This window comes from Campylobacter concisus (genome assembly GCF_902460705.1).
In the GTDB taxonomy this organism is placed as follows: Bacteria; Campylobacterota; Campylobacteria; order Campylobacterales; family Campylobacteraceae; genus Campylobacter_A; species Campylobacter_A concisus_Z.
Genome location: NZ_CABPUP010000001.1, coordinates 748,147 through 769,084, shown reverse-complemented (window position 1 = coordinate 769,084; position 20,938 = coordinate 748,147). Strand labels below are relative to the sequence as shown.

24 protein-coding genes are annotated in these 20,938 nt (G+C 36.5%); 8 read left to right on the top strand and 16 right to left on the bottom strand.

Features of this window, described 5'->3' with window-relative positions:
- Positions 1-66: 66 nt before the first annotated feature.
- The 3 genes from recR to F3G75_RS03720 are packed head-to-tail and all read right to left on the bottom strand — an operon-like array spanning position 67 to position 2,560.
- On the bottom strand, positions 67-639 hold the full coding sequence (recR, locus tag F3G75_RS03730) for a recombination mediator RecR (protein ID WP_009294391.1): 573 nt from the start codon (positions 637-639) through the stop codon (positions 67-69).
- On the bottom strand, positions 636-1,892 hold the full coding sequence (locus F3G75_RS03725; protein WP_149716592.1) for an ArsS family sensor histidine kinase: 1,257 nt from the start codon (positions 1,890-1,892) through the stop codon (positions 636-638). The genes recR and F3G75_RS03725 overlap by 4 nt, the downstream gene beginning before the upstream one ends.
- Positions 1,889-2,560, bottom strand: a complete 672-nt coding sequence (locus F3G75_RS03720) for a response regulator transcription factor (RefSeq protein WP_021091583.1) — start codon at positions 2,558-2,560, stop codon at positions 1,889-1,891. The genes F3G75_RS03725 and F3G75_RS03720 overlap by 4 nt, the downstream gene beginning before the upstream one ends.
- A gap of 122 nt (positions 2,561-2,682) precedes the next feature.
- Here F3G75_RS03720 and dnaJ point away from each other — a divergent pair, with 122 nt between their 5' ends.
- A complete protein-coding gene (dnaJ, locus tag F3G75_RS03715; protein WP_149716591.1) occupies positions 2,683-3,825 on the top strand; it encodes a molecular chaperone DnaJ in 1,143 nt (380 codons plus the stop codon).
- Positions 3,826-4,234: 409 nt separating this feature from the next.
- Here the strand turns inward: dnaJ and pyk are convergent, their stop codons facing one another.
- On the bottom strand, positions 4,235-5,686 hold the full coding sequence (gene pyk / locus F3G75_RS03710; RefSeq protein ID WP_149716590.1) for a pyruvate kinase: 1,452 nt from the start codon (positions 5,684-5,686) through the stop codon (positions 4,235-4,237).
- Positions 5,687-5,776: 90 nt separating this feature from the next.
- Between pyk and F3G75_RS03705 the strand changes: the two genes are divergently transcribed.
- The gene (locus F3G75_RS03705; RefSeq protein WP_021091622.1) at positions 5,777-6,832 is read left to right on the top strand and encodes a TRAP transporter substrate-binding protein; all 1,056 of its coding nucleotides are present in this window, start codon (positions 5,777-5,779) and stop codon (positions 6,830-6,832) included.
- Between the two features lie 116 nt (positions 6,833-6,948).
- Here F3G75_RS03705 and F3G75_RS03700 read toward each other — a convergent pair whose 3' ends face one another.
- Genes F3G75_RS03700 through gatC form a run of 9 tightly spaced genes read right to left on the bottom strand, consistent with a single transcriptional unit; the run spans position 6,949 to position 14,409 of the window.
- Complete coding sequence (locus tag F3G75_RS03700) at positions 6,949-7,740, bottom strand: shikimate dehydrogenase (protein ID WP_149716589.1); 792 nt, start codon at positions 7,738-7,740, stop codon at positions 6,949-6,951.
- Positions 7,737-8,582 carry an SPOR domain-containing protein gene (locus F3G75_RS03695; RefSeq protein ID WP_107686777.1) on the bottom strand — a complete coding sequence of 282 codons (846 nt, stop codon included), beginning with the start codon at positions 8,580-8,582 and terminating at the stop codon, positions 7,737-7,739. Before F3G75_RS03695 ends, F3G75_RS03700 begins: the two co-directional genes overlap by 4 nt.
- A gap of 13 nt (positions 8,583-8,595) precedes the next feature.
- Positions 8,596-9,138 carry a DUF1882 domain-containing protein gene (locus F3G75_RS03690; RefSeq protein WP_149716588.1) on the bottom strand — a complete coding sequence of 181 codons (543 nt, stop codon included), beginning with the start codon at positions 9,136-9,138 and terminating at the stop codon, positions 8,596-8,598.
- On the bottom strand, positions 9,138-10,382 hold the full coding sequence (locus F3G75_RS03685) for a serine hydroxymethyltransferase (protein WP_149716587.1): 1,245 nt from the start codon (positions 10,380-10,382) through the stop codon (positions 9,138-9,140). The genes F3G75_RS03690 and F3G75_RS03685 overlap by 1 nt, the downstream gene beginning before the upstream one ends.
- On the bottom strand, positions 10,379-11,887 hold the full coding sequence (gene lysS / locus F3G75_RS03680; protein ID WP_223154388.1) for a lysine--tRNA ligase: 1,509 nt from the start codon (positions 11,885-11,887) through the stop codon (positions 10,379-10,381). The genes F3G75_RS03685 and lysS overlap by 4 nt, the downstream gene beginning before the upstream one ends.
- A gap of 4 nt (positions 11,888-11,891) precedes the next feature.
- Positions 11,892-12,359: a Fur family transcriptional regulator gene (locus F3G75_RS03675; RefSeq protein WP_087577804.1), complete on the bottom strand. Its 468-nt coding sequence runs from the start codon at positions 12,357-12,359 to the stop codon at positions 11,892-11,894.
- A gap of 1 nt (position 12,360) precedes the next feature.
- Positions 12,361-12,972, bottom strand: coding sequence for a CvpA family protein (locus F3G75_RS03670; protein WP_087580342.1), 612 nt, complete (start codon positions 12,970-12,972; stop codon positions 12,361-12,363).
- On the bottom strand, positions 12,972-14,111 hold the full coding sequence (locus F3G75_RS03665; RefSeq protein WP_149716586.1) for a type IV pilus twitching motility protein PilT: 1,140 nt from the start codon (positions 14,109-14,111) through the stop codon (positions 12,972-12,974). Before F3G75_RS03665 ends, F3G75_RS03670 begins: the two co-directional genes overlap by 1 nt.
- 10 nt (positions 14,112-14,121) lie before the next feature.
- Positions 14,122-14,409, bottom strand: coding sequence for an Asp-tRNA(Asn)/Glu-tRNA(Gln) amidotransferase subunit GatC (gatC, locus tag F3G75_RS03660; RefSeq protein WP_072594515.1), 288 nt, complete (start codon positions 14,407-14,409; stop codon positions 14,122-14,124).
- A gap of 127 nt (positions 14,410-14,536) precedes the next feature.
- On the opposite strand from gatC, the gene F3G75_RS03655 reads away from it, so the two are divergent.
- The 6 genes from F3G75_RS03655 to F3G75_RS03630 all read left to right on the top strand — a co-directional run bounded on the left by F3G75_RS03655 (position 14,537) and on the right by F3G75_RS03630 (position 18,069).
- On the top strand, positions 14,537-15,100 hold the full coding sequence (locus tag F3G75_RS03655; RefSeq protein WP_149716585.1) for a hypothetical protein: 564 nt from the start codon (positions 14,537-14,539) through the stop codon (positions 15,098-15,100).
- Complete coding sequence (locus F3G75_RS03650; protein WP_149716584.1) at positions 15,100-16,107, top strand: L-seryl-tRNA selenium transferase; 1,008 nt, start codon at positions 15,100-15,102, stop codon at positions 16,105-16,107. The genes F3G75_RS03655 and F3G75_RS03650 overlap by 1 nt, the downstream gene beginning before the upstream one ends.
- The gene (locus tag F3G75_RS03645) at positions 16,104-16,436 is read left to right on the top strand and encodes a hypothetical protein (RefSeq protein ID WP_107696015.1); all 333 of its coding nucleotides are present in this window, start codon (positions 16,104-16,106) and stop codon (positions 16,434-16,436) included. The genes F3G75_RS03650 and F3G75_RS03645 overlap by 4 nt, the downstream gene beginning before the upstream one ends.
- On the top strand, positions 16,423-17,052 hold the full coding sequence (locus tag F3G75_RS03640; RefSeq protein ID WP_149716583.1) for a type III pantothenate kinase: 630 nt from the start codon (positions 16,423-16,425) through the stop codon (positions 17,050-17,052). The genes F3G75_RS03645 and F3G75_RS03640 overlap by 14 nt, the downstream gene beginning before the upstream one ends.
- Positions 17,049-17,657, top strand: coding sequence for an ATP phosphoribosyltransferase (gene hisG, locus F3G75_RS03635; RefSeq protein ID WP_149716582.1), 609 nt, complete (start codon positions 17,049-17,051; stop codon positions 17,655-17,657). Before F3G75_RS03640 ends, hisG begins: the two co-directional genes overlap by 4 nt.
- Positions 17,658-17,901: 244 nt before the next feature.
- A complete protein-coding gene (locus F3G75_RS03630; RefSeq protein ID WP_223154387.1) occupies positions 17,902-18,069 on the top strand; it encodes a hypothetical protein in 168 nt (55 codons plus the stop codon).
- Between the two features lie 364 nt (positions 18,070-18,433).
- On the opposite strand, the gene F3G75_RS03625 is transcribed toward F3G75_RS03630, so the two are convergent.
- From F3G75_RS03625 to rpsB, 3 genes are read right to left on the bottom strand one after another with little or no spacing between them, the layout of a single operon-like run.
- Positions 18,434-19,078, bottom strand: a complete 645-nt coding sequence (locus F3G75_RS03625) for an ABC transporter ATP-binding protein (protein WP_149716581.1) — start codon at positions 19,076-19,078, stop codon at positions 18,434-18,436.
- A complete protein-coding gene (tsf, locus tag F3G75_RS03620) occupies positions 19,078-20,142 on the bottom strand; it encodes a translation elongation factor Ts (protein WP_149716580.1) in 1,065 nt (354 codons plus the stop codon). Before tsf ends, F3G75_RS03625 begins: the two co-directional genes overlap by 1 nt.
- On the bottom strand, positions 20,142-20,930 hold the full coding sequence (rpsB, locus tag F3G75_RS03615; protein WP_084109563.1) for a 30S ribosomal protein S2: 789 nt from the start codon (positions 20,928-20,930) through the stop codon (positions 20,142-20,144). The genes tsf and rpsB overlap by 1 nt, the downstream gene beginning before the upstream one ends.
- Between the last annotated feature and the right edge of the window lie 8 nt (positions 20,931-20,938).

The following is a 20,938-nucleotide window of genomic DNA, read 5'->3' as shown; positions in this document are numbered from 1 at the left end:
GCAGCGGTTGAGCCTTGCCTAAATTTCTATAAATTTAGGCAAAATTATAACTAAAAGAAAGTTTAATTAGGCTTTTGTACGGCTTTCGTAGGCTTTTAAAAGTGAAAGCATGTCGACATTTTCTAAATTTACACCAGTTGGCACGCCCTGGGCGATCTTGCTAAATGAAATTTCACTCATCCCTAGCTTATCCTCGACGTAAAGCATAAGTGCGTCAGAATTTAACCCCGGTGTAAAAGCAAAAACGACCTCTTTTGAGCCATTTTGTTTGATCGCACTTCGCAGCCTCTCTATGGCATCCTCGTCGATCTCGTCAAGCACGAAGTAAAGGCCATTATAGATGCCATTTTGCTCAAAGACTAGGATATCTTTTGGACTTTCAACTAACAAAATGACCTCACTGTCTCTACTCTCGTCGCTACAAATGTCACAAATTTCATTTTCGCTTAGCCCACCACAACGCTCACAACGTTTGATAAACCTCACCGCATCTTCGATATTTTGAGCGAGTCTTAGCCCTGCAAAGCTATCTTGCATGCAGACAAAATAGGCAAACCTTGCGGCTGATTTCTTACCAACACCAGGGAGCTTTGCAAAAGACTCGGTTAGCTCGTTAAATTTTTCTAAGCCTCTTTTCATGCGCGTTTTGCCTTTGCTTTAAGTAAAATTTTAAAGACGTGATAGCCGTCTTCATAGTCATAAACTAGCTCAAATTTTTGCATCTGACAAATTTGCTCGATGATATAAAGTCCAAGCCCCATACCACTTCCCGCACTCACTTTGTCGCCACGCACAAAGGCTTGTTTGTAGTAGTCAATCGGATGATTTAGCTTTTTGCCTAAATTTTTAACCGCTATAAATTCGCTATCGCAGATCAAGATGGCCTTTTTGTCCTCTGCGTATTTTAGGGCATTGTCTATCAAATTTTTAATTGCCAAACTAAAAAGCTGAAAATCCACTCTTAAAATGACGTCGTCTTTGATATTGCAGCTCACTCGCTCTTCAAATTTATCAAGCATGAGCATATCTTGCACTTGCTCCAATATAAGTGAAAAATGACACTCTTGATAGTTTAGTGCGTAGCTTTTAGAAAGGAGCTGTTCGACCTTGCTAAATTCATTTATCAGCATCTCAAGGCGCTCAAACACATTGATAAGCCTCATCTTTTGGGTCTCATTTGCGACCATCTCAGAGACGATCCTGCCCTTGCCAATAGGAGTCTTTAGCTCATGCATGATCGCACGTAAAAATAGCTGCCTTGAGCGAATGAGCTCTCTGATCTTGCAAACAGCATTATCAAACTCAACCGCGACCTGTCCGATCTCATCTTGCTCATTTTCATTTAGCCTAGCCGTCATCGCCATTTCCATATTTCCACTGGCAAATTTTCTGATATCTTTACTAAGCCTTCTAAGCGGCGAAAGACTTCTAAGAACAGAAACATAAAGTGAGATGAGAAGGGCTGAAACTATCAAAAAAGCAACCCAAAGCGGATCATTTACGTGTCTTGCGTCGTTACTTTCAAGAAGTAGTTGAAAAGATGGATTTTTAATAAGTAGATACAAATCGCCTTTGTAATTAACCGATTGTACCACTCCAAGAGGCGTGTGCTGTGTAAAAACAACAGTCCCGTTTGTAGCTATTGAAGTGGCTAAATTTTTATTTCCAACATACTCTAAGTAAAAATTTTTAAAATAATGCTCTAAATCTCTTGGAGGATTTCCGCGTTCATAGAGTGCGACAAGGTAGTTCATCGCACTTATTTGTCTATCCTTTAGCTTTTCTAAAGCGCTCTCTTGCTGAATGTTTGCAAAAGTTACAAAGAGCAAGCACATCAGCGAGAAAGCTATGGCAAAGATAATAGTTATCTTCGTAGTTATGGAATATTTCATCCGATAAGCTTATATCCTATGCCTCTTACTGAAAATATATGTTTTGGGGCTTTTGAGCTATCACCGATTTTTGATCTAAGGCGTCCGATAATAACATCTAAGCTCTTTGAATCTTTATCTTTTAGGCTTTTGCAGTTATAAACTAGCTGTTCGCGTGATACCGAAAAGCTGTGCTGCTTAATGAGATAGGTTAAAATTTCATACTCAGCTGGAGTAAGTGCCAACGGCTCATTGTTAAAGTAAATTTCGTGACGCTTATCATCAATCCTAAATGCGCTATCAACGACCTCTTCTTGTACTTCATTTGTCTTTTTATATCTTCTTATAAGACTTGTGATACGAGCATACATCTCTTTTGGATCGTATGGTTTTGGCAAATAATCATCAGCACCAAGCTGAAGTCCAACAACCTTGTCACTAATATCGCTTCTAGCTGAGCTTATGATGATAGGGATGTCATATTTTTGGCGAATTTCTTTACAAACCTCAAGCCCATCAATACCTGGTAAAGTAAGATCAAGTATTAGCAAATCATAGTTTTTTATCCCAGCGCTAAGTCCTAAATATGGATCTTCAAAATTCGTAACTTTTATATTAAAACTATCAAGATATTCAGATAAAATTTGTGCAAATTCTGGATCGTCTTCTATCATTAAAACATTAACCATGAATTATCCTTTTTATTAAAAATAGTAGAGATTATACGGCAAAAATGTAAATTCTTTTTTAAATTTAAACTTTTTTGGGTAAAATCCCATATTTAAAATAAGCTTAATTAACAAGGAAAAATGTGGAATTTGACTATTACGAAATCCTTGAAATTTCAAGAAATGCAAGCGGAGATGAGATCAAAAAAGCCTTTAGAAGGCTTGCTTTAAAATATCACCCAGATAGAAATTCTGGCGACAAAGAGGCTGAACTAAAATTTAAACAGATAAATGAGGCTTATCAAGTTTTAAGCGACGAGCAAAAACGCTCTATTTACGACAGATATGGCAAAGAAGGCCTTGAGGGTCGATTTGGTAGCGGTGGTGGATTTAGTGCCGATTTTGATCTTTCAGATATTTTTGACTCATTTTTTGGTGGCGGTTTTGCGAGTAGTTCTAGGCAGAGAAAAAGATACTCAGAAAAATACTCAGCCGATCTTGAAATTCCTATAGATTTGGAGTTTAACGAAGCTATTTTTGGTTGCGAAAAAGAGATAAAATTTGATCAAAAAGTGCCTTGCCCAACATGCAATGCAACCGGCAGTCAAGATGGCAAGAGCAAGACTTGCCAGCACTGTGGCGGAAGTGGCAGGATAACACGCGGAAATGGCTTTATGAATATCGTCCAAGAGTGCCCATATTGCCACGGAAGCGGTGAAGTAATAAGCGAACCATGCCCCGATTGTAACGCAAAAGCTTATAAAATCCAGCAACAAACTGTAAAGATTACTATCCCTGAGGGCGTTGATAGCGGCATGAGAATGAGAGTAGCTGGCAAAGGCAATATCGGTACAAACGGCGTTCAAGGCGATCTTTATGTAAGCATAAACGTCAAAGAAGATAAGCATTTTATTCGCCACAACGACGATGTTTATTTAGAAATTCCTGTCTTTTTCACGCAAGCTATACTTGGTGAAAGTATAAAAATTCCAACGCTTCGAGGAGAAACTGAGCTAAAACTACCTGTTGGAGCGAAGGATAAGCAGCAATTTATCTTTGAAAATGAAGGTATCAAAAGCGTAAATTCGCGCAAAAAAGGTAGGCTCGTAGCACAAATTTCTATTCAAACGCCTGAAAAACTAAGCGATGAGCAAAAAGAGCTTTTAAATAAACTTCAAGCTAGCTTTGGCATAGAATCAGGTAAATCAAATACCGATGAAAGCGTCTTTGATAAGATAAAAAGCTGGTTTAAAGGCGATGAGCCAAAGAAGAAAAAGAAAAAATAAATTTAAATTTGTGATGTTAAATTTGACGTCACAAATTCTTTCAAAATAAATTTTATATATCCTAATTTTTACAAGTAAATTTCACACAAATTTTAAAATTTCATGAACGGAGAATTTTGGCTCCAAATTTAGTAGCCTGCTAATGCGAGTGAGATAAGATTTTAAAATTTACAGAAATAAAACAGCATATATTTTTTGTTCTTTTATTAAGAGAGAAGGGAGCTTAAATTACGGTCTGATTGCAGTTGCGAGCTAGCAAAGCAAAAGAACTCCATTCTCCCTTAATAATCCCTCTATCCTGACAAGTTCAAGGTGCATGCGTTTTGCTATCGAGCAAGTGTCAGGCAAATTTTAGCAGTCAATTCTTTACAAGCAAGCAAAATTTTAAAATTTGCAAGAGAGTATAAATTTACTCAGTTGCAAGCTCCAAATAATAATCAAGCTGATCGCGTCTGATGATACGTATAAGGTTCGTGCTACCCTCAACGCCCGTAGGGTGACCGGCAGTGACAAGATAGGTCTTGTCGTGTTCGACATATCCCTCTTCATACGCCTTTTTCATGACATTTGCTAAAAGTGAGCTAAGCTTTGTTTTTTCTAGTACAAGCGCTGGTGTAACACCCCAAGCAAGAGTAAGCATGTGTGCTGTTTGCTCATCGTGAGCTACTGCGATGATGTCGATATTTGTGCGATTTCTAGCTAATTTTATAGCCGATTTTCCTGAGCCAGTGATCGAGATTAGTGCATCTGCTTTTATGCGAACAGCAAGAGATGCGGCACTACTTGCCACCATATCGGTCTCATCAAAAAAATCAAACTCATCAAATTTATTATATGGATAGATGCTTTGAGTTTGGATGATCGTCTGACTCATCGCCTCTACTACTGCGACTGGGTTTTTACCGATCGCACTCTCTTCACTTAGCATCACAGCATCAGTACCGTCTAGTACAGCATTTGCCACGTCACTGATCTCCGCTCTTGTGGCAGTTTCATGCTCTGCCATGCTTAGCATCATCTGAGTTGCTGTGATGACTGGCTTGCTTGCTGCATTTGCTTTTTTGATGATGAGTTTTTGGATAGTTGGAACCTTATAAAATGGCACCTCTATACCAAGATCGCCACGAGCTACCATGATACCATCACTCTTTGCGATGATGTCGTCTATATTTTCAACCGCATCAAATTTCTCGATCTTAGATAAAACAGCAGCTCTTGAGCCAAATTCTTTTAAGATATTTTTTGCCTTTATTACGTCATTTGCATCTTGCACGAAGCTAATGGCAACAAAATTTACGCCATGTTTTGCGCCAAATTTCATATCTTCTTTATCTTTTGGCGTGATGATCTCGATGCCAAGAGCTGTATTTGGAAAATTTACGCCTTTGTTTGAGTTTAAAATTCCATCATTTTCAATGATAGTTTTTACTACTTCTTTACCTTCGCTAACAACCTTTGCTCTTATAGAGCCATCATAGAGATAGACATACTCGCCAACCTTTAGCATAGGCAAAATTTGAGGCTGGTTTAGGCTTACTTTATAAAATCCCTTCTCAACTTTTTCACCAACGATATCCTCTGCGTAAATGCTTAGTTCGTCGCCAGCTTGCAGATAAAATGGCTCACTAAGCTTGCCAACTCTGATCTTTGGGCCGCAGATATCTTGTAAAATTCCTATTCTTTTATTTAGCTTTTTTTCGATATTTCTTATCTTGTCAATGTTTGATTTATGGTATTCGTGTGTCCCATGGCTAAAATTTAAACGAAAGACATTAACACCTGCCCTAACCATCGCCTCCATAGTCTCTTCATTATCACTCGCTGGCCCCAAAGTAGCTACGATTTTCGTCTTTTTTATCATTTTATGCCCCATAAATTTGATTTTTGCGATTATAACACATTTTAATAATGTAATTTTTTGTATAATAGGCAAAATTTCAAAGGAGAAGATATGAATAAATTTTTATTAGCGTCTCTTGGTCTAGCAGCTGTTGCTTGCGTTGCTATGGGAGATGATAAAGTTTATAAGCTAAAGCTTGCTAGCTCATGGGAGAGTACTATGCCAGTGCTTGGTGATGTGCCAAAAGAGCTAAAGGATAAAGTTGAAAAGATGAGTAATGGCAGACTTGAGCTAAGGATTGATTATCCATCAAAGCATAAATCGCCTTTTGCGATGCTTGATTTTGCTAAAAGCGGTCAATACGACATTACCTACACAAGTAGCTATTATTATAAAGGCAAAGATGCTAAAACTATATTTTTTACAGCAACTCCATTTATGATGAATACTGACGAGCAAACAGCTTGGTATGAATTTGGTGGCGGTAAGGAGCTTGAGGCAAAAGTTTACGATCCATACAATATCAAAATTTTTAGAGCTGGAAATACCGGCATGCAAATGGGTGGCTGGTTTAAAAAAGAGATAAAATCATTAGATGATATCAAAGGTTTAAAGATAAGAATTCCGGGCTTTGGTGGTGAAATTTACGCTAAACTTGGCGCTAACATCAATACTATCCCAACTGGTGAGCTTTACATGGCCCTTGAGATGGGAACGATTGACTCAGTCGAATGGGTTAGCCCAGCTTATGATATGGCGCTTGGCTTTCACAAAGTGGCAAAATACTACTACACAGGCTGGCAAGAGCCAAACGGTGAAACTCAGTTTTTCTTTAATAAAAAATCATACGAAAAACTTCCAGATGACCTAAAAGCGATCTTTGAAGCAGCTGCTGCAGAGGTGGCAAGAGATGCCAATACAAAAGTATTTTATTCAAATGTAGAGTACTGGGATAAAATGAAGAGCGAGTATCCAGACATCCAAGTAAAATCTTTCCCACCAGAAGTAATCGCAGCTCTTAAAAAAGCTACAAATGAACTACTTGATGAAGAAAGTGCTAAAGATCCATTATTTAAAGAGATCGTTGAGTCGCAAAGAGCTTTCCTTAAAAAAGCAAGAGAATGGACTAAAATTTCAGACTACGCTTATATCAAAACAAACGAATAGTAAAATTTAGCAGGGACCTTCCCTGCTTTTTATATTTGCTCCAGTTACTTTCAATAAAAATTTTAATCAAAATGTTTCTATAAGCTATAAATTTTTATAAAAATAAATACTGGTGGCTATTCTAGATAGAAAATTTCTCTCATTGAGCGCTCGATCTTTGACTCATCGAGTGTATTGTTAAAAAATAAATTTAGTGCTAAGACCGCTTGATATAAAAGCATATCGGCGCCATCTTTTACACCAAGGCTGCTTTGCTTGGCCATTTCTAAAAATGGTGTTTGCTTGCCATAAATCACATCAAATGCGAATTTAGCATCCTTAAAAATGCTTTTTAAAATTTCTTTAGGTGCTGGCAAAAAATCATCCTTTAAACCAGCAGAGGTCGAGTTAATGACTAGATCAAATTTTTGCTCTTCATAGTTATCCCAGCTAAAACATTTGTACTCATCTTTAAATTTCTCAAGTCTATCTTTGCTTCTATTTAGTATGCAAACATCAACACCTTGTTCTTTTAATGCATAAGTTATGGCATTTGCAGTACCGCCAGCTCCAAGAACAATAGCTTTTTTTACACCTTTAAAATTTTTTATTGCCTTTAGAAACCCAGGCGCATCTGTATTGTATGCATAAATTTTGTCATTTTTAAGCACAAGCGTATTTGCAGAGCCTATTTTGCGTGCTATATCCGAAGCTTCATCGGCTAAATTTAAAGCCCACTCTTTATGTGGAAGTGTTACGTTTGCACCGTTTAATTTTAAGGATTTAAATTTATTGATTAATTCGCTGCCATCTTTTAGCAGGACTCTTGTATAAAGTGCTTTTAAGCCCAGGTCTGCAATGGCTTTATTGTGCAGCCTCGGAGATACCGAGTGAGCTATTGGATCTCCAAAGACTGCGAATGTTTTCATTTTGCTCTAAAGATAAAAGCGTCTTTATTGATATCTTTTCTAATATCACCTACTGCTTTTTGAAGTGTTTTTTCATCAAATGGACCAACTAAAATTTTAGTCAGTTCACCAACTTTTATAGTTTTGTAGCTATATCCCTTAGCAGCGATCTTTTTCATATATTCAGCATTTGGATTAAATTTACTAGTCACAAATACTTGAACATAAGAGCCTTTTGTGGCAGGTTCACTTTTAGCTACCTCAGCTTTTTTGTCTGCTTTATCTATTTTGGTTTCAGCCTTTTTTTCAATCTTTTTATCTACTTTATTTTCAGTCTTAGCTGGTTTTGCCTCACTCTTTTTATCAGTAGCTGCTACTTTTTCGACTTTTTTAACTGGAGCATCTACCTTTGCCTCAGCTTTTTTAGCTGGTATTTCAGCTGGCTTTTCAATAGGCTTAACTATCTCTTTTGACTCTTCAGTTTTAGAAATAGGCTTATTGTTTTCTTTATCCTTTAGCTTTTTGATCATATCTTCAAATTCGTCTTGTTGCTTATTTTCAGGCACGATCGGTACTTGCTCAAAGAGCTGTGTATCGCCTTTTTTATTGTCTGAATTTGTATCAGCTATCGGAGCTTGTCTATCTACTGGCTGCTCAGCTGGTACTGGAGGAAGCACTAGTCTTGAATCAGCTTCATTTTGAGCTTGTGAAGGATCGCTTGAATTTACTAGCTTCATAGCCACTACAATAATCAAAAAAAGTATAATAAGAGCTGCTATAAATATCAGAAGTTTTTTTAGTTTCAATCCTCTTGCGTCATCATCTCTTTCTAAAAGAATATCTTTTAACTCATCGTTTTCCACTTTTTATCCTTAATTACATATATTTTGACCAACTTGCCCCACGCTCTTTTTGATAGAGTTTATAAGGTAAAGTTAGTATGTTAAATTCTTTTGGCATATCGATATTTGGAAACATCCTCCACTCTTTAGGCAGCTTCTGTGAAAGCTTTGCGTTGAGCATATTTGCTAGCTGGCAAGCCTCATTTAGCGTAGTGTGGCCTTTATGCACATAAAGATGTAGATGGCCTGGTGTCTTACTCTCGTAGGCTGTAAAATTTATAAATCCCTCTTCTCTTAGAAGAAGCTGTGCTTTATGCCAAAATCTATCTGGGGTTCTGCCGTTATAGTCAAAGACTATATTTTCAACTTTATCGTATGCATTTATTAAAGAGTGCGCGATAACAGCCTTGCCCTCTTCATGCTCTTTCATGACACTATAAGTTAGTGGCTCGTTGATCTTTTCAAATTTATCAAAGAAAATTTTGCCTCTGTATTCTATTTTATTAACGATCGTATCACGCTTAATATAGTAGTGAGTTGTAATAATCTTTATAAGTGCCGTATCAATAGTTTGCATCAAAATGTCGCTTTATCATAGATTATAAATTTATGAGCAAGTTCAACTAGCTCAGCTTTTGTCTTCTCTTGCAAAGATGTATTGTTTATATCGCTTAATACGTCAGCTATTTTGTTTGCTATTAGTTCAAACTCAGCCTCTTTCATGCCACGAGCCGTAAGCGCAGGACTACCAACACGTATACCACTTGTGATAAATGGGCTTCTTGTCTCGCCTGGAACCGTATTTTTATTTACCGTTATTCCAGCATTTCCAAGAGCGATATCAGCGTCTTTACCGCTAAAATCTCTATTTAGAAAGCTCATTAAAATTAGGTGGTTATCAGTGCCACCACTTACTAGATCAAAGCCTCTTTTTATTAGTACTTCGCCTAATTTTTTAGCGTTTGCTTTTACTTGTTTAGCATAAATTTTCCACTCAGGGCTAAGGTTGTGCTTAAAGCCAACTGCCTTTGCTGCGATGACATGAACTAGTGGTCCACCCTGGATACCTGGAAAAATAGAAGCATTTATCTTCTTAGCATACTCTTCGTTATTTGTCATAATGATACCGCCTCTTGGGCCTCTTAGGGTTTTATGCGTAGTTGAGCTTACGACATCGCAGTATGGAAAAGGATTTTGATGCTCACCAGCTACGACTAGACCAGCAATGTGAGCAACGTCTGCAAAAAGTATCGCCCCAACAGCGTCAGCTATCTCACGAAATTTTTTAAACTCAATCTCTCTTGTATATGCGCTTGCGCCACAAACGATCATTTTTGGTTTTACTATCTTTGCAATATCCATTACTCTATCGTAGTTTATGCGACCGTCAAGCTCGACGCCATAGAAAAAGCTCTCATACATCTTGCCAGAACTGCTTACCTTTGCACCGTGCGTTAAGTGTCCACCATGGCTTAGATCCATGCCTAAAATTTTATCACCTGGATTAAGCAAAGCGCCATAAACACCTTGGTTCGCCTGAGAGCCTGAGTTTGGTTGAACGTTTGCAAATTCACATCCGAAAAGCTCTTTACATCTATTGATCGCTATTTGCTCGATCTCATCGACAAATTCGCAGCCACCATAATATCTCTTGCCAGGATAGCCTTCAGCGTATTTGTTTGTTAGGATTGAGCCCATTACTTCCATAACTTCTGGATATGTAAAATTTTCGCTAGCGATCATCTCAAGGTGATCACATTGGCGTTTTAGCTCTAAATTTACTAGATCGTAAATGTCCTTATCGTAGCTTTGCAAACTCATTTTTCATTCTCCTTTATCTCATTTTTAAGTGGCCTCATCGCTGGGAAGAGTACAACGTCGCGAATTGATTTTTTATCCGTTAAAAGCATCACGAGCCTATCGATGCCTATACCCTCACCTGCAACTGGTGGCATGCCGTATCCTAGGGCTTTTACATAGTCCTCGTCCATCTCATGTGCCTCGTCATCGCCTGCGTTTTTAGCATCGATTTGCGCTTTAAAGCGGTTGTATTGATCGATTGGATCGTTTAGCTCGTTAAAGCCATTTGCTAGCTCACGACCAGCGATAAATAGCTCAAACCTCTCAGCCACATCAGGATTTGCATCACTTCTTCTTGAAAGTGGGCTGATCGAAATCGGATAATCAATAACAAATGTTGGGTGTATAAGCTTGCTCTCTACATAGTTATCAAATAGCTCAGCCTGCAAGTGACCAAGATCAAGCTTCTCATTTGCTTCAAGGCCATCAGCTCTTAGTTTTGCTAAAATTTTATCTTTGTCGTTTATGATATTCTCATCTAGTCCACCGATCTCAACGAGAGCTTTTTTGTAGCTTATTCGCTTAAATGGCTTACTAAAATCAATCTCCATGCCGTCAAAATTTACAACTTTTTCCATATCTAGCTTGTCTAAAATGACATTAAAAAGATCCTCTGTAATGCCCATTAAATCGTGATAGTTATGGTATGCCCAGTAAAACTCTATACTTGTAAACTCAGGATTATGAGTAAGATCCATACCTTCGTTTCTAAAATTTCTATTCATCTCATAAACAGCTTCGAAGCCACCTACTATAAGGCGTTTGAGGTATAATTCAGGCGCGATCCTTAGATATCTCTCAACTCCAAGGGCATTGTGAAAAGTGATAAATGGCTTAGCATTTGCACCACCTGCTATTGGGTGTAGCATCGGTGTTTCAACTTCTAAAAAGCCTTTTTCTTCAAAAAATCTTCTAATCGTACTAATAATCACTGAGCGTCTTTTAAAATCAGCTCTAACTTCAGGGTTCATTATCATATCAAGATATCTTTGGCGATATCTTGTCTCAACATCAACTAGACCATGATACTTCTCAGGAAGTGGGCTTATCGACTTTGAAGCAAGGCTAAGCTCGCTTACATGCATAGAAAATTCGCCAGTTTTTGTTATAAATGCATAACCTCTAACATAGACGATATCGCCTATCTCTACGTATTTTTTAACGATTTTAAACCACTCTGGATCAAGCGTTTTATTGCTAAAGTAAATTTGTAAATTTCCATCTTCATCTTCGATATTTGCAAAAACCGCTTTTCCAGCATCACGAATGAGTTTTATTCTACCCGCAAGACCTACTAGCTGACCTTCGGCCTTTTTCTCTTCCGTATCATTAATGTAGTTAAATTTTAGTCTAAATTTAGAGATATTCATATCTCTTCTAAGAAAATGCGGATATGGATTAATGCCTAAATTTCTTAGTTCGTCTATGCTTTGTAGTCGTTGAATCTCATGTTGGTTGTCAAATATCACCTTACTTTCCCTTTATATTATTTTTTGAGCATTTTTCACAAATTCCATAAAGCTGCATCATGTGACCAGTTAGTTTAAAGCCATGATCTTTTGCGATACTGATTTGTCTTTTTTCTATCATTGGATCTTCAAATTCTATGATAAGGCCGCACTTTCTGCATATCATATGGTCGTGATGTGGCTTTGTGGCAAGCTCAAATTTTTTGCCTTGTGAACCAAAGCTGATTGATGTCACCATCTCTGATTCTTCAAGTAGATTTAGTGTTCTATAAACAGTTGCGATACCAATATTTAGCTCAGGGTGCGTTTCTTTTATAAAAAGATAAAGTTTTTCTGGAGTAAAGTGTTCACCATTGTTGTATAGCGTTTTTAGTAAAATTTCACGCTGTTTCGTGTATTTTAAACCATTGTCGCGAAGCACTCTTTTGAATTTCTCAAGCAACGCATCATATTCTAAATTTTCTATCATCTTATTCCCCTTTTGTGATATTAGAGTCAGTATTTACACTAGCATTTGCATCCGTTGAGATAAATGCGTCAGTTTTATTTGTATCCATTGGTCTTGCTACTATCTCATCTAACTCACTTTTGATATTTTTCACATCAAGATTTGTTATCCATTTGCCAGTTTCTATCAAAACCGGATAGACTTTACTATTCGCGAAATAAGGTGCAATTATATTATTTAGCGAAGTACCAGATATTACAGCAACTACTGCCGAAAATGTTAAGAAAATTTTTCCACTTCCCATAACAAATCCACCAAGTCTATCCAAAAAACCAAGTCCGCTTACTGAAACTATTTTTGATAAAAATTTACCAACTAGCAAGCAAACTATCCAAAAAACCAACCAAAGAGAGATAAATGCGACAAACTGTAAAAATGAAGGATTTTCAAATTTATATATATTTTTAGTTATAAACTCACCAGATAGATCTGAAAACCTGCTAGCTATAATTAAGCCGCCGATAAGTCCGATAAGTCCGAAAGCTTCTTTGATAAGTCCATTTAATATGCCTTTTATGCCAAGCATCAAGACAAGAGCGATAATAATAATATCAAACCACGTTACTAAATCCATTATATAGTTCCTATTAAATTTTGAAGTTCTTGCTGACTAGTTGAATAAGCTAGTGCATTTTCTTTTGTAATCTTACCCTCTTTTAGTACTTTCATCAAAGCCTGAGTTTGCGTACTCATGCCAGTTTGTTGTTGATTTAGCTGCATCTGAGAGTAAATTTGATGTATTTTGTTTTCACGTATCAAGTTTGAGATAGCCATATTGTTTATTAAAATTTCATGCACAGCGCACCTTCCACCGCCTATCTTTGGGATCAGACTTTGTGAAACGACAGCAGTTAGCGAAACACTAAGCATATTTCTTACTTGTAATTGCTCACTTCCATCAAAACTATCAACGATCCTATTTATAGTTTGAATGGCTGAATTTGTGTGAAGCGTACCAAAGACTAAGTGTCCAGTCTCAGCCGCCGTAATAGCCGTTGAAATCGTCTCTCTATCTCTCATCTCGCCCACAAGTATGATATCTGGGTCTTCACGAACCGCAGATTTTAGAGCCCTTGAATAAGAAGTTGCGTCAGTGCCGATATTTCTATGAGAAAATAGAGCTTTTTTATTGTTATGCACAAACTCGACTGGATCCTCAATTGTAATAATATGCTTTCTATAATTTAAATTTATCTCATTAAGCATAGCTGCAAGTGTTGTTGATTTACCACTTCCTGTCGGTCCAGTAACCAAAATAAGACCTTTTTCACGCTTAATAATATGCTTAAAAATTTGTGGGGCGTTTAACTCATCAAGAGATGGGATATTGATTGGGATTATACGAAAAGCAGCAGCTAAATCGCCATTCATGGTATAGTAATAGTTGCCACGAAAGCGACCAATATCTGGAAGCTCGATCGCAAAGTCAAGTTCTTTATTGTTCTCAAGCTCACTTTTTTGTTCATCAGTAATCAAAGCAAAACATAAATTCTCTATATCCTTGCCTCTTAGCACGCCAAAATCAATAGGCTTTAAAGCACCATCTACTCTTATTTGAGGCTCAGATCTTGAAACAAGATGAAGATCGCTTGCCTTATCACTCACAACAGTTTTTAAAAGTGTTTTTATATCGCCAGCAAGATTATTAAGGTTATTATCTTCTGGTATTTTTACACTTAAATTCTTTGCCTGAAGCTGTTCGATTAGATCCATATCTTTACCATTATTCTATTATTTTTGGTACAGCAAAAAAATGCCCTTCACGTGAAGGAGCGTATTTCAAGATCGTATCAATCACATCACTTGGCCTTGGCTCATCTTCTCTTAAAGGTGTACCACCTTTTATAGAGCTAACTACAGCTTCATCGCTGCTTAGATCAAGTTCATTTAAAATATCAACAAAAGATACAATCTCACTTAGTTGTTTTTTTACTTCTTCTCTTTTTTCATCACTGATTTGTAAGGCAGAGAGTTTTTCTAATTTATTTAAAAGAGTATCATCTATTTGCATTATATAAGTAACCTTATTAATTAATTTTGAGCCATTATATCACATTCAAGCTTTAATTTTGGGATAGTTTTAATTTAATTATGTTAAAATCTGCGAATTAAAATTTTTTAAAAATAAAGGAAAAGCGTTGGCTATAAAAGAAGATCTAACACAGATAAAACAAGAGATTGGTGCTCAAGAACAGTTTTTAGAAAGCATGATCAAAGGTGAGCGTTTCTTTAGAAAGTATAAAAAATTTATGATAATTGCCATTATTGTTGCTGTCATTGCAATTATTGGATTCTATTCGAACAAAATAATAAATGATAATAGAATTGAAGATGCAAATTTGGCTTACTCAAAGCTCATTTTAAATCCAAACGATGCAAATGCCTTAAGCATTTTAAAAGAAAAAGAACCAAATTTATATGCGCTTTTTTCGCTTCAGCAAAAGCTTGATAAAAATGAGACAGATGGCATTAGTGAGCTTGCAAATTTAAAAGTAAATCCTATAGTAAAAGATATTATTCTTTCACAAAATGATAATGCAAACACTCAAATTTTAAGCGAATATAGCACGCTCTTAAAAGGTTTTGAGCTTTTAAAACAAAACAAAATCAAAGAAGCAAATGATGAGTTTAATAAAATTTCACTCGACTCTCAACTTCAAACTTTAGTTAAAAATTTAAAACACTATCAGGGAATAAAATAATGAAAAAAATTACTCTTTTCTTGGCTTTTGCCTTGGCCTTAGTTTTAAGTGGATGTGGCACAAAAAGACAATATTTCGAGCCAGCTCAAACCTCTGGCAAAATTTCTTTGTCAAAAGATATGCCATCTTATATCAAATCAGCAAATGCAAATGGTGCCACTCTTGACAACGGCAATATCATCACCAAAAACGGTCTAAATACAAACATCAAGTTGGCTGAAAATTTTAATTTCTTAAATGAAAACAACGGCTTTATCATCTCAGCTAGTATAAATGGCGATCTAAATGTGACAGATCCTAGCGAACACAGCGTTTATAGCAATAAATTTCCAACAGCAATCGTTGCTGCCTCTCTTGATCAAAACCTATTAGCAGCTATTAGTGCGGCAAACCACATCTATCTAATAGACATAAATACCGCAACAACAATAATGGAATATAGCTCGTCTAATATAGCAGCAGTTGATTCAAGGGTCGTAGCGCCATTTTTTATGAGCTCACTTATTGTCTATCCGGCATTAGATGGCAAAATTTATATAGTACAAAAAGAGACTGGTAGAATTTTACGTGACGTGGTCGTAAGCTCTGAAAATTTCTTTAATAACATCATATTTTTAGGCGTTGAGGGTGATAACCTAATAGCAGCAACAGCGAAAAAACTTATCGTCATAAATCCAAACCAAACAGTTTATTATGACGGTGAGATCAAAGATGTATTAGTTCATAACGATGAAATTTATATCTTTAAAAAAGATGGTACGATCGTAAGAACAAATCTTATGCTAAAAGAGCAAAATAAAGTTAATTTCAAATTTGCCATCTTCTCAGCAGCTACTATTATCAATAATAAGCTCTACATAATCGAAAAAACAGGCTACGTTATAAAGACAAATTTAGACCTCAGTGGAGCTGAAATTTATGAGTTTAGCGATGAGATAAAAGATAAAAGCTTTATGGGCAATGGTGCCTTTTATTATGATAATGAGCTTGTTAATTTAGGGCAATGAACCAAAAAATTTGGGAGCTTTTTGAAGCCAAAAAAATCCTTTTAAAAGATATCAAAGAACTTAACACAAGTGAATTTAGCACAAAAAAGACGCTTGATATCTTTTGGGGAGTGGACAATAAGAGCTTTTACAATCTTGTCTTTTTAAGAACAGCAAAAAGTAGATTGCTACGCAAAGAGGCTTTGGAGCTTGAAGAAATTTCTAAAAAAATAGAGATGAAATTCCAAACAAATCTAAGAAAAAAAACTATATTTTACAGCTCTGGCATTTGTTCTAAAGCCTTAAAAGAGCTACAAGATAATAATTGGCGATGTTATGATTTTGTGTAATATAGGCAATACTAACGCTACATTTTTAGAAGATGGCAAAATCTCACGTATGAAAATTTCTGAGTTTAAAAGCTATAAACCAGAGAAAAAAGTATATTTTATATCCGTAAATGATGAAATTTTAAATATTTTAAAAGGTAATAAAATATTTGTAAATTTAGAACCGTTTTTTACTATTGATACGATATATCAAGGTCTAGGTGTAGATAGAATCGCAGCATGTTACTCTATAAATAATGGCGTAATCGTTGATGCTGGAAGTGCCATAACAGTTGACATTATGGCAAATTCTATCCATCTTGGAGGATATATCTTGCCAGGCATTTCAAGTATGCTAAATGCCTACAAAAGCATCTCGCCGCGACTTGATATAACTATAAATTCACAAATTGACATAGATGCCCTACCACAAAAAACAGCCGATGCTGTGAGTTATGGCATTATTAAACCGATAATAACTCTACTAGATAAACTAGCCGGTGATAAAAAAGTATATTTTACTGGTGGAGATGGCGACTTTTTGTCAAAATTTTTTAAAAATGCTATTTGCGACAAGATGCTAGTTTTTCGTGCCATGCAAAAGCTAATAACTGAAAAGAAAGATATGATAATATGATAACAGTAGCACTACCAAAGGGAAGAATAGCCGAAGCAACGCTGGAAATTTTTAGAAAAATTTTTGGTTCAAGTTTTTTATTTGAAGACAGAAAATTAATCCTTGAAGAAGGAAATTTTAGATTTTTAATGGTTCGTAACCAAGATATCCCAACTTACGTCACTGAAGGTGCAGCTGATATCGGTGTAGTGGGGCTTGACGTGCTTGAAGAGCACAAGCCAAATGTTGTAAGACTACTGGATTTAAAAATCGGACGATGCAAAGTTTGCATCGGTATAAAAAATGACTCTGAATTAGATCTAAACCAGCCAGAGCTAAAAATAGCCACAAAAATGCCAAATATAACAAGAAATTATTTTACAAAACAAGCTGTAGCTGTAAAGATCATCAAGCTTTATGGCTCGATCGAACTTGCACCATTGGTTGGGTTAAGCGATGCAATAGTTGATGTAGTAGAGACCGGCTCAACCATGAAACAAAACGGACTAAAGATCGCCGGTGATATCATGCAAAGCTCAGCTTATCTAATAGCAAATAAAAATAGCTTTATCATTAAAAAAGATGAGATTTTAGAGCTTTATAAAAAAATCAAAGAAGAGATTTAAGGTCCTTCTCTATTATCATAAAGTACAAAATTTCTCTAGTGATATAAAGTCCGACTATTTCACTTATAAATTTCTTCAGAATAACGTATTGGTAATTATTTACATACTTTTTATATTAATTTATCTTAATAGATTAGTACTGACATACAAATAACGATCTAAACGTAACAAAAATAGTAGCCTCCAACGAGCCAAGAGCCGAATATAAGCTAAAGCCTCACCACAAACATCTAGCTTTGATTGTATTGCTTGCCACCAAAATCAAGGCGATAATCCTAGCAAATTTAAAGAGATCGGTGACAATGGCTGCACTAGCTGCCATACAAATACGATAGGTAGCAATAAAATATCAGCACAAGCTCAAAATATGTATACTCACTATAAAAAATTCTTGGCAGTGACAAAAAACTAAAATTTGTAAGTTGCCACTATGAAGCAGGACATAGCGCTGGCTTTATAAATTACCTTGAGTACTGAAGCCAACATATAAAATTTATTAGAAGAAAAAGATCGATGATAAGAAAAATTCTTCAAAGATGAGTATAAACCTACAAAATAGAAAGAGAAATTTTTAAAATAAAAGGCCGATAAGAATAATACAAAACCTGTTGTTAGGTTAACGGGATAAGTCTAAACTTTCTATTAATCAGGCAAGCAATTTAGTCTTACCTGATTTTACCTATTACATAAAGCTTTTTAATAAAAATTTATATTATAAATTGACTAAATTTACAAACATACTAAAAGATAAAATAGTAAATTTTGATCTTTAAAATTTAAAAAATCTGTATAAGTTCTTTGTTTTCAAGCTTGTATGAGTTGTCGCATTTAGCTGCTAGATCGTTGTCATGAGTAACTAGCACAAGGGCAGCGTTATTTTCATTTATATAGTCAAATAAAACCTGCATAACTTCATTTGCTGTTTGCTTGTCAAGGTTACCCGTTGGCTCATCTGCAAAGATGATCTTTGGCTTCTTGGTAAGTACTCTAGCAATGCTCACACGCTGCTGCTGACCGCCACTTAGCTCGCCAACTTTTTGATTTATCACATTTGAAATTTTAAGCGCTTCAAGCTCATTTTTTTCTATCTTTTCACCAGATAAAATACTAGCAAGCTCGATATTTTCATAAGCACTAAATCCTTTAAAAAGATAATGCGACTGAAAAATGATGCCAAAATGAAGCCTTCTAATAGCCAAAAGCTCGTTTTGTGAAAGCCCATAGATCGATCTATCTTGATAGATAACCTCGCCAAAATTTGGTTTCAAAAGTGTTGAAAGTATGTGCAAAAGCGTTGATTTGCCACAACCGCTAACGCCGGTTATCGCGATGCTTTGTTTTTGATTGAGAGTTAAATTTATATTATTAAAGAGCGTATAATCGTACGCAAAGCCTAGATTAGACGCTCTTAAAATTTCCATTAGCCTATTTGAGCAGCAACTTCTGCAGCAAAGTCATCTACTTTTTTCTCTAAGCCTTCGCCAAGCTCAAAACGAACGTATTTCACGATCTCGATCTTGCCACCAAGCTCTTTACTCTTCTCTTCGATAACTTGTTCAATAGTCTTTTTATCGTCCATTACATAAAACTGACCTAAAAGTGTAAGGCGTTGATCAAGCACTGTGTTATCAGCGTAAAATCTCTCGATCTTGCCAGGGATGATCTTGTCCCAAATTTTCTCAGGTTTGCCCTCAGCTTTTAGCTCTTCTTCGATCGCTTTAGTAGCTTTTGCAAGCTCAGCTTCGCCTATCTGGCAGCGGCTAGCATACTCAGGGATGTGATGAAGTGGCTTGCCTAGGCGTTTTAGCTCTTCATTTTCTTTTTCAAGCTCAGCGCGAAGTGCGATAAATTCTTTCTCAACAAAATCTTTATCAAGATCTTTGTAGCTTATAACGCTTGGCTTCATAGCAGCTGCATGCATACATAAATTTCTTATAAATTCAGCTGCTTTGTTTGCAACTTCAGCACTTTCGCAAGCTGCACCGATAAGTACACCAACGCGACCATTTGAGTGAACATAGCCATTTACTACGCCCTTATCATCAGCGCTAATAGTCTCAAAGCGACGAACTACAAGGTTTTCACCGATGGTTGCGATCTGAGTTTTGAAGTAATCTTCAAATTTAACACCATTTAAAGTACTCGCATTTAGCTCTTCAACTGTTTTTATGCCGCTTGATTGGATGTGAGCTGTTGCATCTTTTGCAAGTGCTTGAAACTGTGGATTTCTAGCAACGAAGTCAGTTTCAGAGTTGATCTCGCTAATAGTTGCTTTTTTGCATTTTGAGCAAACTTCAACACTTACTAAGCCCTCGCTTGCAAGGCGGTCAGCCTTTTTAGCAGCTTGGCCTAGGCCCTTTTCACGAAGGATATCAACAGCTTTTTCCATATCACCATTTGCTTCGCCAAGTGCTTTTTTGCAGTCCATCATGCCAGCTCCGGTTGATTCGCGGAGCTCTTTTACCATTTGTGCAGTTATTTCCATTATTCTTCGTCCTCGCCAAAGTCTTCTTCGCTCATAGCCTCAGCTACAACCGCGTCTTTTTCATCTTGGCTTACTTCTTCGCCAGCAACTTGCTCGCCACCATCTTGCTCAAGAAGTGATTTACCTTCATTGATCGCTTCAGCCATCTCTTGGCAGAAAAGCTGAACAGAGCGGATCGCGTCATCGTTTCCTGGGATCGGATAGTCAACAACGTCAGGATCGCAGTTTGTATCGATCGGTGCTACAACTGGTATTTTTAGGCGATTTGCCTCTTGAACGGCGATCTTTTCTTTAACTGTATCAACAACAAATATCATATCAGGTAGGCTTTTCATATTGCGGATACCACCAAGAGTTGCGATAAGTTTCTCTTTTTTGCGGCGAAGCATCAAAGCCTCTTTTTTAGTTAGTAAATTTATCGAACCATCTTCTTCCATAGTCTCGATAACTTCTAGTTTGCGGATAGACTGGCGGATAGTACCAAAGTTTGTCATCATACCACCTAACCAGCGGTGATTTACATAAGGCATTCCACATTTTTCAGCATACTCTTTGATAGCGTCGATAGCTTGTTTTTTAGTACCAACAAATAGCACTGACTTGCCTTCAGCAGCTGCGTCACGAACGATGTTGTAAGTGTAGCGGAAGTAGCGGATAGTCTTTTGTAGATCTATAATATAGATACCTTTTCTCTCGCCAAAGATAAATTTTTTCATCTTTGGATTCCAGCGGCGTGTTTGGTGACCAAAATGTACGCCACACTCTAATAAATCTCTCATAGTTACCATGAGTTTCT

Coding starts and splice junctions, on each gene's coding strand:
- recR (WP_009294391.1), bottom strand. CDS start 639: ATGAAAAGAGGCTTAGAAAAATTTAACGAGCTAACCGAGTCTTTTGCA.
- F3G75_RS03725 (WP_149716592.1), bottom strand. CDS start 1,892: ATGAAATATTCCATAACTACGAAGATAACTATTATCTTTGCCATAGCT.
- F3G75_RS03720 (WP_021091583.1), bottom strand. CDS start 2,560: ATGGTTAATGTTTTAATGATAGAAGACGATCCAGAATTTGCACAAATT.
- pyk (WP_149716590.1), bottom strand. CDS start 5,686: ATGATAAAAAAGACGAAAATCGTAGCTACTTTGGGGCCAGCGAGTGAT.
- F3G75_RS03705 (WP_021091622.1), top strand. CDS start 5,777: ATGAATAAATTTTTATTAGCGTCTCTTGGTCTAGCAGCTGTTGCTTGC.
- F3G75_RS03700 (WP_149716589.1), bottom strand. CDS start 7,740: ATGAAAACATTCGCAGTCTTTGGAGATCCAATAGCTCACTCGGTATCT.
- F3G75_RS03690 (WP_149716588.1), bottom strand. CDS start 9,138: ATGCAAACTATTGATACGGCACTTATAAAGATTATTACAACTCACTAC.
- F3G75_RS03685 (WP_149716587.1), bottom strand. CDS start 10,382: ATGAGTTTGCAAAGCTACGATAAGGACATTTACGATCTAGTAAATTTA.
- F3G75_RS03675 (WP_087577804.1), bottom strand. CDS start 12,359: ATGATAGAAAATTTAGAATATGATGCGTTGCTTGAGAAATTCAAAAGA.
- F3G75_RS03670 (WP_087580342.1), bottom strand. CDS start 12,972: ATGGATTTAGTAACGTGGTTTGATATTATTATTATCGCTCTTGTCTTG.
- F3G75_RS03665 (WP_149716586.1), bottom strand. CDS start 14,111: ATGGATCTAATCGAACAGCTTCAGGCAAAGAATTTAAGTGTAAAAATA.
- gatC (WP_072594515.1), bottom strand. CDS start 14,409: ATGCAAATAGATGATACTCTTTTAAATAAATTAGAAAAACTCTCTGCC.
- F3G75_RS03650 (WP_149716584.1), top strand. CDS start 15,100: ATGAAAAAAATTACTCTTTTCTTGGCTTTTGCCTTGGCCTTAGTTTTA.
- F3G75_RS03645 (WP_107696015.1), top strand. CDS start 16,104: ATGAACCAAAAAATTTGGGAGCTTTTTGAAGCCAAAAAAATCCTTTTA.
- F3G75_RS03640 (WP_149716583.1), top strand. CDS start 16,423: ATGATTTTGTGTAATATAGGCAATACTAACGCTACATTTTTAGAAGAT.
- hisG (WP_149716582.1), top strand. CDS start 17,049: ATGATAACAGTAGCACTACCAAAGGGAAGAATAGCCGAAGCAACGCTG.
- F3G75_RS03625 (WP_149716581.1), bottom strand. CDS start 19,078: ATGGAAATTTTAAGAGCGTCTAATCTAGGCTTTGCGTACGATTATACG.
- tsf (WP_149716580.1), bottom strand. CDS start 20,142: ATGGAAATAACTGCACAAATGGTAAAAGAGCTCCGCGAATCAACCGGA.
- rpsB (WP_084109563.1), bottom strand. CDS start 20,930: ATGGTAACTATGAGAGATTTATTAGAGTGTGGCGTACATTTTGGTCAC.